Below are 14487 nucleotides of genomic sequence, written 5' to 3' on the forward strand. Positions count from 1 at the left end.
CGCCTCGGGGCAAGGCCTGTTATTTTCATGGTCATGCTTGCAAGCTCTCCGCGCGCCTGCTGCGGCTTGACCTGATCAAACTCCATGAGCCGGGCGATCTGCCGTTCAGCCCGTCAGGCGGGGCGTTGCTGTCCCACCTGCTCTCGAAGCTCTACGAGCGCACTAGCCTGGTCATCACCGCCAAAATGAGCATTAGCGATTGGGCTAGCGTGTTCGGTGATGTCAAGATGACCACCGCGCTGCTTGATCGCCTGCCCACAGCTGCCATATCCTCAAAACCGGCCGCGACAGCTTCCGGTTCGAGGCATCAGCGGCCAAGCGGAAAACGAAAGGCGAGAACGTCGAACCGTTGACCAAACCCTAGTCGGAGCCGTCATGGCTAACAACAATCCGGGGCACTTCTCGATGAAAATCCCGGGTCCAATCTCAATGGTACTCAAAAGTCTGGCGCCTTAACGGTCTCTAACATTGGGTCCTTCGTGGTGCTGCTGTCCAGTGCAATTAAGGGACCGAAGATCAACTGGTTGACCCAAAAGCTGGAGACGGCGGCTCAAGACGAGAGGGTTGCCGAACAGGCGTGGAGAGCGGCAATTACAATTGCCCCGGCACACCAGTAGCAGGTCGAGCCCTTGCCTCAGCCTGGGGGTTCGGTTTTGGGGCGGCTTTTCGAAGGGCAGGGTTTTGCAGAAGCGGGACAAAGCTCCGTGCTGCTTTCGGGATCGCGCGCCGACCCGGCCTATGGCAACTCGTGGGTGGAACCTGCCGTGACAGACAGCATGATTACGATTGATTTACCATAGCAATGCTAGCGCGGTTGGCATGCGAACTGAACAACGTCATTCGGGATCCCGAGCTGATAGGTTCCGCGGCCTTGCCCTAGCCGGGATCGCGTCAATTGCGGTGCTGGGCAGCCAGATGGCGGGCGCAAATGGCACGCCTGCGGCAACCACAGTCACCAACACCGCCACCGTCGAGTATGACGTCGGCGGCGTGCGGCAGAACCCCCAGAGCGCCAGTACGTCTTTCGTGGTCGCGCGCAAGGTCAACCTGGCCCTTGTTCAGGCGGCGAACACGGGAACGCAGGTCCTGCCCGGCCAAACCGGTGTCGCGGTCGCTTTCGAACTGAGCAACCTCAGCAACGCGGCGCTCGGCTTCGAGCTTGCCGCCAGCCAGGTTGCCGGAGGGGCCGCGGCGCGTGGCGGCACCGACAACTTCGATCTGGCCGGAACGTTGCAGGTGTTTGTCGATGCCAACGCCAATGGCATTTTCGAAGCCGGCATCGATACGGCAAGCTTTATCCCGCAGCTGGCAGCGGACGAAAACGTCACGGTGTTCGTGGTCGGCGACGTGCCGGCCTCCGTCTTTGGCGGAGACATCGCCGCCGTCGAACTGACCGCCATCGCACGTGAGGCAAGCACCAGTGGCCTTGGCGCACCGGTTGTTGAGACTGCGGATAACGGAAGCGGCATGGCGACTGTCTTCGCCGATGGTGCTGGCACATCCGACACTGCCCGTGACGCACGGTTCTCGGCGCGTGAAGACTTCGTGGTCACTGCACAGCCGATCGATCTCGAGGTTGATCTGCAAGTGAGCAACACCTCACCGCGAGCAGGGTTTGACGAATACACTGTCACCGTTACGGTCGCCAATCGCGGCCCCGGCAACGCATCGGGCGTGGTGCTGGGCGTGCCTCTGCCGGGCGGCAGCCGCCGCAATTCCGATACCAGCAACGGGGCATGGGATCCCGAGGTGGGTGACTGGACTGTCGGGGCTGTCCCGGCAGGAGAGCAGCGGACGTTCAGCTATACTGCACTGGCAGTGCAGCAGGGCACCTTCAACGCCGATGCTCTCGTCACTGCCGCCGAGCAGACAGACGCCGATTCCTCCCCCGTCACCGGCTTCGGGGTCGATGATCTGGGCGACGGGATCGCAGATGACGACGAGGCGCGCGTGGAACTTACCATTTTGCGCGATGCCGGAACCGTTGCAGCGCAGACCTGCCCCACGGGCACAAGTGCGCTGAACTGGAGCACCTCCACCTGGACCGCAGCAAGCCGCAGCGGCACCTTCAATGTCGCGGGCAAGCCGATCACCATAAATGTCGCTGACCCAGGCAACGCTCTGATATCAGGCTCGCCCTTGTTCACCCCCAATAATGCTCCGTTCTATCGCGGCGGGCTACCTGCGACGCAAAGCGCGCTCAACTTTGCGGCGCGAGATGTGCCTCTGGCAGGCAATGATATCAGCATCACCATCGAGCTTGGGCCCGAGGGAGTCGGGGTCGAGAACCTGCGGTTCATGCTGTTCGATCTCGATGGCAACCCGAACTTCACTCGGCTCGAGCAGGCCACGATTACAGGCAGCTTCGGCGGCGCCAACGTCCCGGTGATGCTGGCAGGCGGAAGCGCCATCAGCATTCTCGACAACAGTGCGCGCGGCATTGTTGACAGCCCCAACACAGGCGGGTCATCGGGGGGCGGGACGCTTTCAGTCGGCTTCGACGGCCGCGTTGATCGGGTCACGATCAGCTGGGGCAACGCGCCGGTGTCGACTTCTACCACAGGCGAACCCGGTTTTGCGCTGCACAATCTGGTGTTTTGCACCCCGCCTACGGGGATCCGAGCGACGAAGACATCGACTTCGTTCGGCCCGGGCGACGGTTTCCGCATACCAGGCAGCGAAGTGATTTACACCATCGAGATTGCGAATATCGGCGAAGTGCCGATCGATGCGGACAGCATTTTTCTGGTTGATGCGCTTCCGTCCGAGCTCGAATTCTTCAATGGGGATTACGATGGCAGCGGCCCTGGCTCCGATCCGGTCGGATTCGAACAATCCAATGCGGCTCTCAGCTTCGACTACAATCTGGATGTCGGATATTCGGCCGCCAGCACCCAGCCAACAAGCCTCTCTGCCTGCAACTATGTGCCCCTCGCCGGGCATGACCCGGCCGTCCGCTATATCTGCGTCCGACCGCGAGGGAGTCTGCCGGCCACCTCGCCTGAAGCCACCGCAACAATCCGGTTCCGAACGCGCATCAAATAGAGCCTGCTTGTGTGGCGCCTGAGGATAAGCAGATGCTGGCCAAGGCTCGTCCATGTCCGGGACGAGGTCGATTGCTCAATGACCACTTTCAGGGAAAATCTGGCTGAAGCTGCCGATCTGCGCGGGCGGACTTCCTCGACCTCGCAAAGACTTGGGGCAGGACAGGCGCGTGAAGCGCTGCCTCTCTAAGCGGAGTGGCATCATCGAAGCCGTGCGGCGTAATCAGGCATTGTGTGCATGGCACGCAGGCGGGGTTCGGATAGGGCTGCGGGGATAGACCGGAGTACCGCCCGCATCACGAACTGCGCTGCGGCTGGCCCTTGAGCACCTAACCGGCCAAGCGCCGATTCCCGGACGAACATCCGCGCCCGCTTGAGGCGGAGACGATCGTAATGATGCGCGACCTGCGCGGGCGTGGCAGCGGCGGCGATCGCCTGAAGCGCAGCGGCATCCTCCAGCCCCTGACAGGCGCCCTGACCGAGATTGGGCTCCATCGCATGGGCAGCGTCGCCGACGCGGATGATCCCTGGCGCGCAGAGCGTCTTTGGCGGCGGCTTGGCATGGACGGCAAAGGGGATAAGCGCATCGGGCGCGGTGGCGACAATCGCCTCGCAGACGGGGGATGGCCAGCCCTCGGCAGCAGCGGCGCAGGCGGCCAGATCGGGCATCGCGGTAGCCGCGGGCTGGGTGCGCATCAGGAACCAGTAGCGGCGATTGCCTGGTAATTCGAACAGGCCAAAGCGCTGGTGCCTGCCCCAATACTCAGCCGCCACACCGCCAAGCCCTGGCCCCGCGACCCGGCCCGACAGCGCCAGAACTCCGCCATAGCCGGCATAGACCGGCGGCACATCGGTATTGCTTGGCGCACGGATGCCGCCGGCATCAACTATCAGATCGCAGGCCAGTAGCTCGCCGTTCGCCAGCGTTACACGCCCCGGGGCAAGCGCGGCGACCTCGCAGCCGAGCCGCAGCCGATCCGGCCCCAGCGCCACCAGCAGCGCATTTTGAAGCGCGGTGCGGGTCGCTAGCAGCGCGGTGTCGGGGAGGGGACGGGAAAGGATCGTCGCTCCATCCTTCGTGGCCAGCAGCATCTGCCGGATCGGCGCGGCGGCGGCAGCGACCGCACCCAGGATACCGAGGCGCGCGATGGCCGCGCAGGCATTCGGCCAAAGGCTGAGCGCCGCGCCCATCGGTTCGATCCGCGGCGCGCGTTCCAGCACGGTCACGTCCCATCCGGCGTTGGCAAAAGCGATACCCGAGGCCAGCCCGGCTATCCCGCCGCCGACGATGATCGCTCTGGGCATACGCGCGCGCCTCGTCGGTGCCTGCTATCGCGCGCTGATGAAGGCCGCCAGAGCCGCGCGCCCCTCGGCCGCTTCGAGCGCGCCGCCATGACCCACGGGCACGGGGGCGAAGGTCACTTTGATCCCGCCTCCCTCAAGCGCCTGCTGGAATTCCCGCATCCGCGCAGGCTGGACGACCTTGTCCCTGGTGCCCGACAGCAGCAGTACCGGCGCGCGGGCCGCCACCACATAGCCCTGATAGTCGAAGGCATTGAGCGCCGGGTCGAGCCGCACCTTGACGAACGGCTTGGCAAGGCCGGGCACGAAATCGCGCCCGACCGCCTGATAATCCGCCGCGCTTCCTTCAATGATCAGCCCGGAAAGCCCGCCCGCTTGCGCGAGCGACGCCGTCATGGCGCCGCCGAACGACAGGCCATAGGCATAGGCCGGGCCGCGCCCGATCCAGCCCCGTGCCTTGAGGCTGTCCATCATCGCCGGGCCGAATGCGGCTGCCGCTGCGATTGTGGGGGGCAGGGTGGTCCCGCCGCGGCCGGGATAGTCATAGAGGATAATATCGGCCCCGGTCACCTCGGCAAGGCGCGCGGCCATTCGGCTTGTGCCCTCGGAATCGACGAAACCGCCATTGCCGGCGCTGTAGATGATCGCGGTTTCGCTCGCGGGATTATCCAGTCTGACCGTGCGAACCGCGCCCAGATCGCCGAGGGGCAGCAGCGTGTCCGTGGCGGCGTAGCCGTCCGGCACCTTCAGTACGGCATCGGGCGGGGCGAGGCTTGCGCTGGGGTAGAAGCTCGCTTGCGAGATCACCACCGTGCAGCCGCCAAGGCTGAACCCGAGCGCGGCAAAAATTATTGCAGACTTGCAGGAAATCACATCGGCCTCCGTCAGAATTTCAAGCGCAACCAATGCGATAGGAGATGGTTCCGCGATCCTGACGGCTTGATGAACGTGAGGCCGATCAAGGCGCGGCAGCGAGGCCTGAGCGTATGTCATTGACCTATGTGTCATTGGCGTAAATATGACGCACATGACGACCTTGCAGACCGTTGTTGAACTGCCTGAGTTCCAGCGGCGCGCCAAGGCCATCATGAGCGATGACGAACACATGAGCCTGATCGGCTACATCGCGGCAAACCCGGAAGCGGGCGTGTCGCTGGGCGGTGGATTGCGCAAGGTCCGGATCCCGCGTGAAGGTGGCGGCAAAAGCGGTGGTTACCGAACCATCTATGTCTTCGGCGGCCGGCATATGCCGATCTACCTGATCACCGTCGTCGCCAAGAACGATAAGGACAATCTGACGAGGGCCGAGCAGGCAGCAGCGGTTGAGCTGAGCAAGACCCTGATAGCAACCTATGGAGATCGATGATGAGCACGGCTTACGAGAGCATCATGCAGGGACTGAACGAGGCGCTGGACCATGCCCAGAGCAAGGAGGCTGGCGCGCGCGTGCACGCCATTGAAGTGCCAGTCGTGGATGTCGCGGCAATCCGGGCCCAGACAGGCCTGTCGCAAGGCGCGTTTGCGCGCAGCATTGGTGTCGCCAAGGGCACATTGCTCAACTGGGAGCACGGCCGCCGTCAACCGACCGGTCCGGCGCAGGTGCTCCTGGCGATGATCGCCCGCAGGCCGTCGCTGGTCAGTGAGCTTCTGCGCTAAGGCCAGCGCAGACCTTTTTTTGCAAGCGCTGATGGTGCCCTCGCATCTGCGGGTGGCTCTGTCCAGCGGCGTGCCTGAGGTATGGCGAAGCAATTTGATCCCTACGACTTCATCATTCGGCCCGAAGCCTAGAAGGACCGGGCTCGGGGTTTCGGCGGCACGGCTGCACCGACTAGGTCAGCGTAGGTCTGAGCGCGAGAACGATGGCGCGCAGCAGAGTGGCGTCGGGATAGAGGCAAGAGATCGAAGGAAGGTATCCGGAGAGGCAGCGCACGAGACTGCGGTCGTGGAGATACATGAAATGCACTTTTCGCTCACAACGGGATTCGCGGATCATGCCGACAAAAAGTGCGGAAAATTATCTTGCTGCAGCCTTGAAAAGGCTCACCAAAAAGGTCCCTGTTTGGGGGTACCGTTGGGGGTATATCTCGCAGATAACTAAAATGAGGCAAGTAAAATCAATAGTTTAATTACAGTATCTAGATCCCTCCTCCGCTACCAATGATGCAGCACCCCAAGATGGGTGCGCTGTCAGCGAGCTGCTGTGATCCCGATGAGACAGCTTGAGCCAGGCCATGAGGGTCAGGTTCGGGCGGTGAGGATCAGCGCGCAGGGCGAAGTTCGCTCCCGGCCATGATCCTGCAACCCTGGACAATCCGAGCGGGCCGATTGAGCGCGACGCTCTTAAGCGGCTAACCCGGTCGGGCAGGGCCGGGCGGTGAAGGGCGGCTCCTGTCCGTTCGCGCCCAATGACTGCCAGCCGTTTTGCCCGCACTCATGGCAGGGACGCGATCCGGGGCTGGAGGCTTCGAATGTCGGCTTCCGCCTGGTCTATGATGGAGGCGAGTGACGCATTGTCCTGTGCCGTGATGATCCGGTCTGGCTGCCCGGCACGCAGCAAGGCGGCGGCGGGCGGTGAAATGGTCTCGGGGCCGATTGCCAGCACATCGTAGCGAGAAACGGGCAGGCCGTTGGCCAGGGTCTCACCGCCAGGCAGGGTCAGTACCATCGCATCGCAGCCGCGATGGCCTGCCAGCATCTGTCCAGCTTCGAGTAACCCCCTCGGTCCATCGCAAAGCCATTCGCCTGCCAGCCGCACGCCGCGCTGGTCATGGCACCCGGCCCTCAGCCCTTGCGCACTGAGCCGGGCGGCGATGTCTTCGGCAAGCGGGCTGTCTTCGGCAAATCCGGCAAGGATGATGCAAGGGATCCGCCCTTCGCCCGGCACCAGTGCCTTCAGGATTTGCGGATAGACATGCGCGGACGTGGTGCCGCCGAGCTGTGGCTGGGCATTGACTTCGCAGATCGCAGCACCGCCCTCGCGCCATGACCGGGCGATGTCGGGGATGATGAGATCGACCCCGGCCAGATCGAGCCTCAGCGCTGCCGCTGCGCGGACCGCCAGTTGCGCATTGTCAGGGTGAACCTTGTCGAACACCGCAACCGGCATCCCGCCCGAGGCGACATTGGCGGCGCGGCGCAGCCGCACGAACCGGCCCGCCTCCGGCACATCGGTTGCTGACATTCCGGTCTGAGCGAGTAGCGTTTCGGCCTCGGCATCGAGCACCAGCCGCTTCAGCGCGGCATGATCTCCGCTGCCGCGGCGCGGATCGGCATTGGCGGCAGCGACCAGTTCGGCGATGCTGTGTGTGCCGTCGCCGGTGACCCCGGCAGGCACGCGTTCGACCGCCCACACCAGCCTGTCCTGAAACACCGTCAGGCGATAGTCGCGCCCGGCAATGTGCTTTTCGACCATGATTTCGGGTGAATGACGCCGCGCGGTGTCATAGGCGCGGACGACCTCATCTTCGTGCTGCAGGCCTGCGGCAACGCCTGTGCCGCCATCGAGATTGGCGGGCTTGACCACCACCGGATAGCCGAGCGCCGCTGCTGCGGCTTGTGCATCGCTGGCACTGGCAACCAGTCGGTGTTGCGGCACCGGCAGGCCCGCGTCCCTCAGATGCGCCGCGCTCAGCAACTTGCTGCGTGCGAGCTGAGTGGCGATGAAGGGCGTCGCATCGGTGAAGGTGCTGTCGAGCCAACGGCTATGCGCGCCTTCGCCCAGCAGCAGGAACTGCCCCGGCAACTCGCGCAGCGGCAGGCCCAGCGCGTGTGCGGCGCGCACAAAGCGAGGGACGTTGCTGGAGCGGAAGTTGGTCTTTGCCAGAACCCCGTGAAGCCGTGTGAACTCGGCTTCAAGCGCCGGATCACGCTGTCCCTCGATCAAGGCCGGGAGCAGCGCCAGCAGGCATTGCAGCAGCACCGACAGCGGCCCGAGACTGCGCCCGAGCGACGGGATCTGGCACCGTGCTGCTTCGGCCCCGTCTTCAAGCACCCGCGCAGGCTCGCACACCGGCAGGCCGGCTGCTGCCTGACAAAGGTCAATCTGGGCAAGCAGCCACGCCAGCGTTGCTCCATGTCCATCATCCATGCCGGTAGGCGGAAGCGGTGGATCATGCGGTGGCAGCAGCGCGGCGATCCGCTCACCTGCGGCAGCGCGGGAGGACGCAGGCAGGGCCGAGCCTGCGAGGGCGCACAAGAGGGAGGGGTAGGCGCTGCCATGGGCAAAGCCGGTCACCGCTTGCACGGGTGCGGTGAGATGCCAGCCATCGCTGATGCCGAAATCAGGCATCGGGCCGCTGCGCGATGATGGTCATCAGGCTCCAGCGCAGGCCAACCCCGCCGCCTTTCAGCCCATCCACGCCCGGCCCCGCGACCAGAGCATCGCTTATCGCGGCGTCATCGGCCTTGCAGATATCGAATAGTCCGCGGCAGAAAGCGACCATTGCAGGCATATCGGCAAATACCCAATGGAACCGCACAAGCCGGTGCGAGAGCACGTTCCAGCCTGCCTCGCTCAGTTCCTCCAGCGTATGATCGTCGAGGAAGATGCCTTCATGCCCGGTGCTGTTCGTGTCTCCCACAAAGCCATCGAGAAAGCGCGCAGTCGGCGTATCGGCGGCCACGTCGGACAGCACAAAACGCCCTCCCGGCCGTGTCACCCGCAACATCTCGCGAAACAGCGGGCGCTTGTCGGCGAGGTGGTGGACGCCTGCCAGACTGATCGCTGCATCAGCCGCCTGATCGGGGAAGGGCAGTGGCAGCAATGGTCGCCCCGCGATGCTCGCCCCTGTGCGGTGATTGGTGAAATCGGCGCAGGGTTCATGCCCTATCCAGTCGCAGCCTTCGGGGAGATATTGCCTGAGATAGCCGCCGCCCGCCGGCACATCGGCGACCACCATCCCGGCCTCGATCCACGCCGCGGCGATCGCCTGAGCGAATTCCTGTTCCCGCGCGTCGGGAAAGGCGAGCATTGCCCGGTCGTAGGACGAGCCGCGCTGGCCGAACAGCGCCTCGTAAGACAGGGTTTGATCTGCGTTCATCGCAATCCCCTCCGCAGCCAAGCGGCGGACAGATCCGAAGATCTGCCCGCCGACTTGTGTGGCCCGGCTGGCTTCAGAAGCCAATGCCAAAGCCGACCCCGACGACATAGCGGGCCTTCTCGCCAAAGGTGGGCGCGCCGACCCGGCCGAACACCGAGACCACGCCCGGCCCGACCTGCTGGTTGAAGGTCACTTCAGCCCGCGGACGCGTTTCCTTGCGTTCGATCATGGCCGGCAAGGTGAAGGCTTCCATCGCCGGGATCTGCGAGGTGCCTTCCAGCAGGATATCATCGGCATCGAGATCCTGCTCGACCAGACCACCGAGCGTGAAGCTGGCTTTGCTGCCGATCGGGATGATCGCCTCCACGCCGAAGGTGGCGATAGTGGCCTCGAAGGTTCCCCCGGCAAAGCTGGCGGGGAAATCGCCCGGTTCCTCGGTGAAGGGATCAAGCTCGCTGCTCTGCCAGGCAAGGCCGACCACGGGTGCAAGGATGACCCCGCCGACATCGAAGCCATAGGACAGTTCAGCCCCGATGGTGGTGGTGCCGATATCCGACTGGCCCGGTGTGACCTCGACATTCTCCAGCCCGATCCCGCGATCAAAGCGGTTGCCCTGACTGGCAAAGGCGACACCGACGCGCCCCGAAAGCCCGGTCAGCGCACGTGGATCGCTGTCATAGGCGATCCAGGCGCCAAAGGCATTGCCGTCCTCGGGCGTGATCGCGCCGATGGGTGTGCGATAATCGGTGATGACCGCCCCGAGGCCAAGCACGATCTGTTCGCTCGCCCGGATTGCGGCGCTGAACCGCACCGACTGGTCTTCGCGCTGGGCGATCCCGCGCGCGCCGTCGGCGCCAGTCATGGTCATCAGCCCGTCGATGCCGAGACAGAACTGCTGATCGGCGCGCGGGTTGCAGCCGCCGTCCACCAGCCAGGTCGTCATGTCGCGCTGGAATTCGGTGGTCAGCGCCAGATCATTGGCGAGCATCCCGAAAGACGCGATCATGTTGGTGAAGTCCTGCATCCGGGTGCGATGGATGAAGGCGCGGTAGGTACCGTCGGCGGTTTCGGAATGGCCGACAATCGTGCTGCCGTCCTCGCTGATCGCCGAGGCGTAGGACCAGCGCCCGCCAAGCGTGCCGAGATCGAGCATCCCGTCATCCTCGGTCCAGCGGAAGGCGTGATAATAGCCGTCCTCTCCGCCGGTCTGGGAATAGCCGGTGATCACCGAACCATCGGCGCTGACATCCTCGCCGTATGACCACTCGCCGCCGAGTGTGCCGAGGTCCTGCATCCCGGTCGCCTCGGTCCAGCGAAAGGCGCGCTGCGCCGAATTGTCGGTAATGTTGGAATGGCCGACAATGGTGCTGCCATCGCGGCTGACATGGCGGGCGTAGGAATAGTTGCCGCCCAGCGTGCCAAGATCCTGCATCCCGTTTGTCGGAGTCCAGCGGAAGGCGTGATAGTAACCGCTGCCATCGCCAATCCGGGAATAGCCGACAACGACATCGCCAGAGGCATCGATATCGCGGGCATAGGACCAATTCCCGCCCAGCGTGCCGAGATCCTGCATTCCGCCCGTCGTGGTCCAGCGGAAGGCATGGTAGACGCCGCTGTCGTCGGACGTGACCTCGGAGTGACCGATCACGACATTGCCGTTGGCGTTCACGCCCTCGGCATAGGACCAGCGCCCGCCCAGCGTGCCGAGGTCCTGCATCCCCCCCGTCGTGGTCCAGCGGAAGGCATGATGACGATTATTGGTGCTGTCGACATAGGAATAACCGACCACCACCGAGCCGTCATCGTTGAGATCATAGGCATAGGAATAGGTACCGCCGAGCGTGCCGAGATCCTGCATCCCGCCGGCCGCAGTCCAGCGGAAAGCACGGTCGGAACTGTTGTTCGTTGTGCTCGACTGGCCGATCACCACATTGCCATCGGAACTGACCGCGCGGGCGTAGGAATAGTTGCCGCCAAGCGTGCCGAGGCTGACCATGCCATTCTGCGGCGTCCAGATGAAAGCCTGATAGTTCCAGTTGTTCTCGGAGATGTTGACGCGCGATTCCCCGACCACGACCCTGCCATCGGCGCTTACGTCGGTCGCATAGGAATAGGCTTGATCGCCTTCTTCCAGCACGCCGAGATCGAACATCACGTCGAGCGGCACGTCGATCGGATTGGCCTGTTGCGCCAGCGCCGCCGGGCTCCAGGCTGCAACCAGTGCAGTGGTGGCCATCAGCCCTGCCAATCTGACCATACGGAAATCAGGCGCCGCCTTGGCCGACGCCTTCGGCTGCTTGAAACAAGTCTGTGTCATCTGAAGTCTCCCACAGACAGTGCGGAACCCCTTTCCGACTGCCATGTGGAAAATTTCGATCCGTTTCGGATGTGACTCCTTGATCCGGGTCAAAATGCAAAAGTGTGACAGAAGGCCCCACAGATACGATGAACGGAGTTTTGGAGTAGAAAATTGTGCAAAATTCTGCAAATTTCAGCGGCTTGAGGGCTGTCGATGGCAGGCTGAAGTGGCATGTCGGGTTTACTAACAATTTTGTCAGTAAGCCCCTCTTTCAAGCCAGCCGGTTGCCTCGTCAGGCGAGAAAGTAGGGTCGGTTACCGGGGGTGATTCGTGCTCTTGACCCGTCAATGGCGGTTTCAGTCAAAACGGAGGGAAGCTCCCCGCGAGCACGCCATTCTTTACGGCACGGGTGCGCTTGGGAAGCCTGAGCCGAACGGTGGAATCGTCCGATTCTGGCACCCTTGGGCCTTGGTGTCGTGTTTCAGTTCGCGCGTTGGCCATGTGCGCGCGGCTGCAATGGCACGCCGAGATAGCCGAGCTGCGCTGCCCGGAACACCGATTGCGCGCGGTTGACCGCACCCAGCTTCGCGCAGGCACGTGTCACGTGGTAGCGAACCCCGGCATGGCTGCAGCCGAGGATGATGCTGATCTCGTAATCGGTCTTGCCATGCGCGACCCAGCTCAGGCACTCGATCTCGCGGGTCGTGAGCAGGCCTTCGGTGGGCAGATAGCGATCATCCCGGCAAACGCTCACGTAACCTGTCACGAACTGCCAGACGGTGGTGGCAAGCGCGCGGACATTCGCCGCAAAGTTGGCGGACAAGTCGTGTTGCGACGGATCGACCGGAGTCAGGATCGCGGCGCCGATTTGCCCGAGCGGCATATGTACCGGGATCACGATGGCCGAGGCCGGGTTCGGGAAGGCTTCAAGATCGAGCAGGTCGATCTGGTCGAGCAGCCGGTTGGCGCTGCGGCTATGGATCCCGTCCGGGCCGATCCACAGCGGTTCGCTGGCGACGCGCGCGACCCGTAGCAGCGGAGAGCGCATCGCCCGGTCGACATTCTGCCACGGAACCAGTTCCGCTTCGCTCCAGCCGAAAACCTCGGTGCCGAGGAGGTTGCCCTCGGCATCGACAGGCTGTTCCAGACTGGCCAGATCGTGCCACACCATGATCCGCAGGCCATGCTGGGCGACCTTGCTGGCGAGGTGCTGGGCTGCGGGTCTGATGTCCGCAAGCGAGCGAACAGCACCGCCATTGTCCGCCTGGTTGACGGTGGTGGGGCGTTCAAATCGGGGGAAGTCCAGAACATTGGTGGCCACGTGCAGTCTCCCTGCGCTAGATTCCATGCCGCCTGTTCGCCCAAGCCTTGCCCTGCGTCCAATGTTAATTTGCAAAGTTGCAAAGTATCAATTTGCAAACTAGGTCACCGGGCATGGGTGCCAGACAAAGGATTTTTGCCGGAGCGCAGCTGCGCGCCTTGCGCGAACGGCGCGGTCTGATGCAGGCTGAACTCGCGCAGCAGCTCGCGATCAGCCCGTCCTATCTTAGCCAGCTTGAACATGATGATCGCCCATTGACCCCGCGGCTGGTCGAACGGGTGGCGCGGCTGTTTCCCCTCGAATGGCAGGATTTCCCCGGTGACGATGCCGAGCAACTCTCGCTGCTGCTGCGCGAGGCGGTGGCGGATCCGATCTTCGATGCACCACTGGCTCCGGAAATGATCGACCGTCTGGCCCAGCAGCAACCCCTGTTCGTCCGCCGCTTTGTCGAGCTTCACGGCGCATTCCGGCGCGCCAACCAGCGGCTCGAAATGATCGACGAAGCGATCTCGGTCGAAACCGACGAGAGCGCACGCTTGCCGTGGGAAGAGGTGCGCGACTGGTTTCACCTGTCGAACAACTACGTCGATCCGATCGACCGCGCGGCCGAGCAACTGGGGGCTGCAATGGCCGGTTCCGACGGGGTTCCCGGCACCGAGGCTCTGCTGCGGCATCTGACGCATACGCACGGCATTGCGGTGGAACTGCGTCCCGCCGAAAGCTTGCGCAGCTTCGATGAAGGGCAGCAGGTGCTGCAGATCGATTCCAGTCAGCCTGCCGCAAGCGTTCGCTTTCAATTGGCCTATCATGTTGCGGCCAGTTCACTTGGCGACGTGATCCGCGAAATCGTCGCCGGAGCCCGGCTGCGCAGCGCGGTCGCGCGCGAGCTGCTGACGGTTGGGCTGGGCAATTACGCGGCTGGCGCGGTGTTGATGCCCTATGGCCATTTCCGCCGATCCGCGCGGGAATTCCGCCACGATGTGGACCGGCTGGCGCTGCTGTATCAGACCAGTTTCGAGCAGACCTGTCACCGCCTCTCGACCATGCAGCGCGAGGGTGAACGTGGCTTGCCGATCTTCTTCTGCAGGGTCGACATGGCGGGCAACATCACCAAGCGCCACAGCGCCACCCGCTTCCAGTTCGCGCGCTTCGGCGGGGCCTGCCCGCTGTGGATCGTCCATGAGGCGGCCGCCATTCCTGACCGCATCCTTGTCCAGCTTGCCGAAACGCCGGACGGCTTGCGCTATGTCTCGATTGCCAAGGGGTTGGTGAAGGCCTCAGGCCGGTTCGACCGCAATCCGCGCCGCTATGCCGTGGCGCTCGGGTGCGAGGTGCAGCACGCGGGCGACTTCATCTATGCCGACGGGCTCGACCTTGGCTCGGGCCGTGCTGTCACTCCCATTGGCGTATCGTGCCGCATTTGCCCGCGCCCCGATTGCGAGCAGCGCGCCTATCCCCCAGTGGACAGACAATCGCGGTAGA

10 protein-coding genes and 1 pseudogene are annotated in these 14487 nt (G+C 63.7%); 5 read left to right on the plus strand and 6 right to left on the minus strand.

Features of this window, described 5'->3' with window-relative positions; genetic code table 11:
* Positions 1 to 44: 44 nt before the first annotated feature.
* A pseudogene (locus tag CHX26_RS09675) lies at positions 45 to 364 on the plus strand (ATP-binding protein); the annotation flags it as partial.
* A 551-nt stretch (positions 365 to 915) separates the two neighbouring features.
* Positions 916 to 3045, plus strand: coding sequence for a DUF11 domain-containing protein (locus CHX26_RS09680; RefSeq protein WP_172449778.1), 2130 nt, complete (start codon positions 916 to 918; stop codon positions 3043 to 3045).
* A 200-nt stretch (positions 3046 to 3245) separates the two neighbouring features.
* Here CHX26_RS09680 and CHX26_RS09685 read toward each other — a convergent pair whose 3' ends face one another.
* Both CHX26_RS09685 and CHX26_RS09690 read right to left on the minus strand, forming a co-directional pair.
* Positions 3246 to 4349: an FAD-dependent monooxygenase gene (locus tag CHX26_RS09685; RefSeq protein ID WP_104942190.1), complete on the minus strand. Its 1104-nt coding sequence runs from the start codon at positions 4347 to 4349 to the stop codon at positions 3246 to 3248.
* Between the two features lie 24 nt (positions 4350 to 4373).
* Positions 4374 to 5252: an alpha/beta fold hydrolase gene (locus tag CHX26_RS09690; protein ID WP_104942191.1), complete on the minus strand. Its 879-nt coding sequence runs from the start codon at positions 5250 to 5252 to the stop codon at positions 4374 to 4376.
* A gap of 121 nt (positions 5253 to 5373) precedes the next feature.
* Between CHX26_RS09690 and CHX26_RS09695 the strand changes: the two genes are divergently transcribed.
* Positions 5374 to 5712 (plus strand): type II toxin-antitoxin system RelE/ParE family toxin, encoded by a 339-nt coding sequence (locus CHX26_RS09695; protein ID WP_104942192.1) that lies wholly within the window; start codon positions 5374 to 5376, stop codon positions 5710 to 5712.
* Positions 5712 to 6002 (plus strand): helix-turn-helix domain-containing protein, encoded by a 291-nt coding sequence (locus tag CHX26_RS09700; protein WP_104942193.1) that lies wholly within the window; start codon positions 5712 to 5714, stop codon positions 6000 to 6002. The genes CHX26_RS09695 and CHX26_RS09700 overlap by 1 nt, the downstream gene beginning before the upstream one ends.
* Positions 6003 to 6777: 775 nt before the next feature.
* Here CHX26_RS09700 and CHX26_RS09705 read toward each other — a convergent pair.
* The 4 genes from CHX26_RS09705 to CHX26_RS09720 all read right to left on the minus strand — a co-directional run bounded on the left by CHX26_RS09705 (position 6778) and on the right by CHX26_RS09720 (position 13005).
* The gene (locus CHX26_RS09705) at positions 6778 to 8634 is read right to left on the minus strand and encodes an ATP-binding protein (protein WP_104942194.1); all 1857 of its coding nucleotides are present in this window, start codon (positions 8632 to 8634) and stop codon (positions 6778 to 6780) included.
* On the minus strand, positions 8627 to 9385 hold the full coding sequence (locus CHX26_RS09710) for a class I SAM-dependent methyltransferase (protein WP_104942195.1): 759 nt from the start codon (positions 9383 to 9385) through the stop codon (positions 8627 to 8629). Before CHX26_RS09710 ends, CHX26_RS09705 begins: the two co-directional genes overlap by 8 nt.
* A 73-nt stretch (positions 9386 to 9458) precedes the next feature.
* Positions 9459 to 11702: a hypothetical protein gene (locus CHX26_RS09715; RefSeq protein ID WP_172449779.1), complete on the minus strand. Its 2244-nt coding sequence runs from the start codon at positions 11700 to 11702 to the stop codon at positions 9459 to 9461.
* A gap of 463 nt (positions 11703 to 12165) precedes the next feature.
* Positions 12166 to 13005 (minus strand): helix-turn-helix transcriptional regulator, encoded by an 840-nt coding sequence (locus tag CHX26_RS09720; protein ID WP_172449780.1) that lies wholly within the window; start codon positions 13003 to 13005, stop codon positions 12166 to 12168.
* 113 nt (positions 13006 to 13118) lie between these two features.
* Here CHX26_RS09720 and CHX26_RS09725 point away from each other — a divergent pair, with 113 nt between their 5' ends.
* Positions 13119 to 14486 carry a helix-turn-helix domain-containing protein gene (locus tag CHX26_RS09725; RefSeq protein WP_104942198.1) on the plus strand — a complete coding sequence of 456 codons (1368 nt, stop codon included), beginning with the start codon at positions 13119 to 13121 and terminating at the stop codon, positions 14484 to 14486.
* Position 14487: the final 1 nt, after the last annotated feature.

Source organism: Porphyrobacter sp. HT-58-2, assembly GCF_002952215.1.
Lineage (GTDB): Bacteria > Pseudomonadota > Alphaproteobacteria > Sphingomonadales > Sphingomonadaceae > Erythrobacter.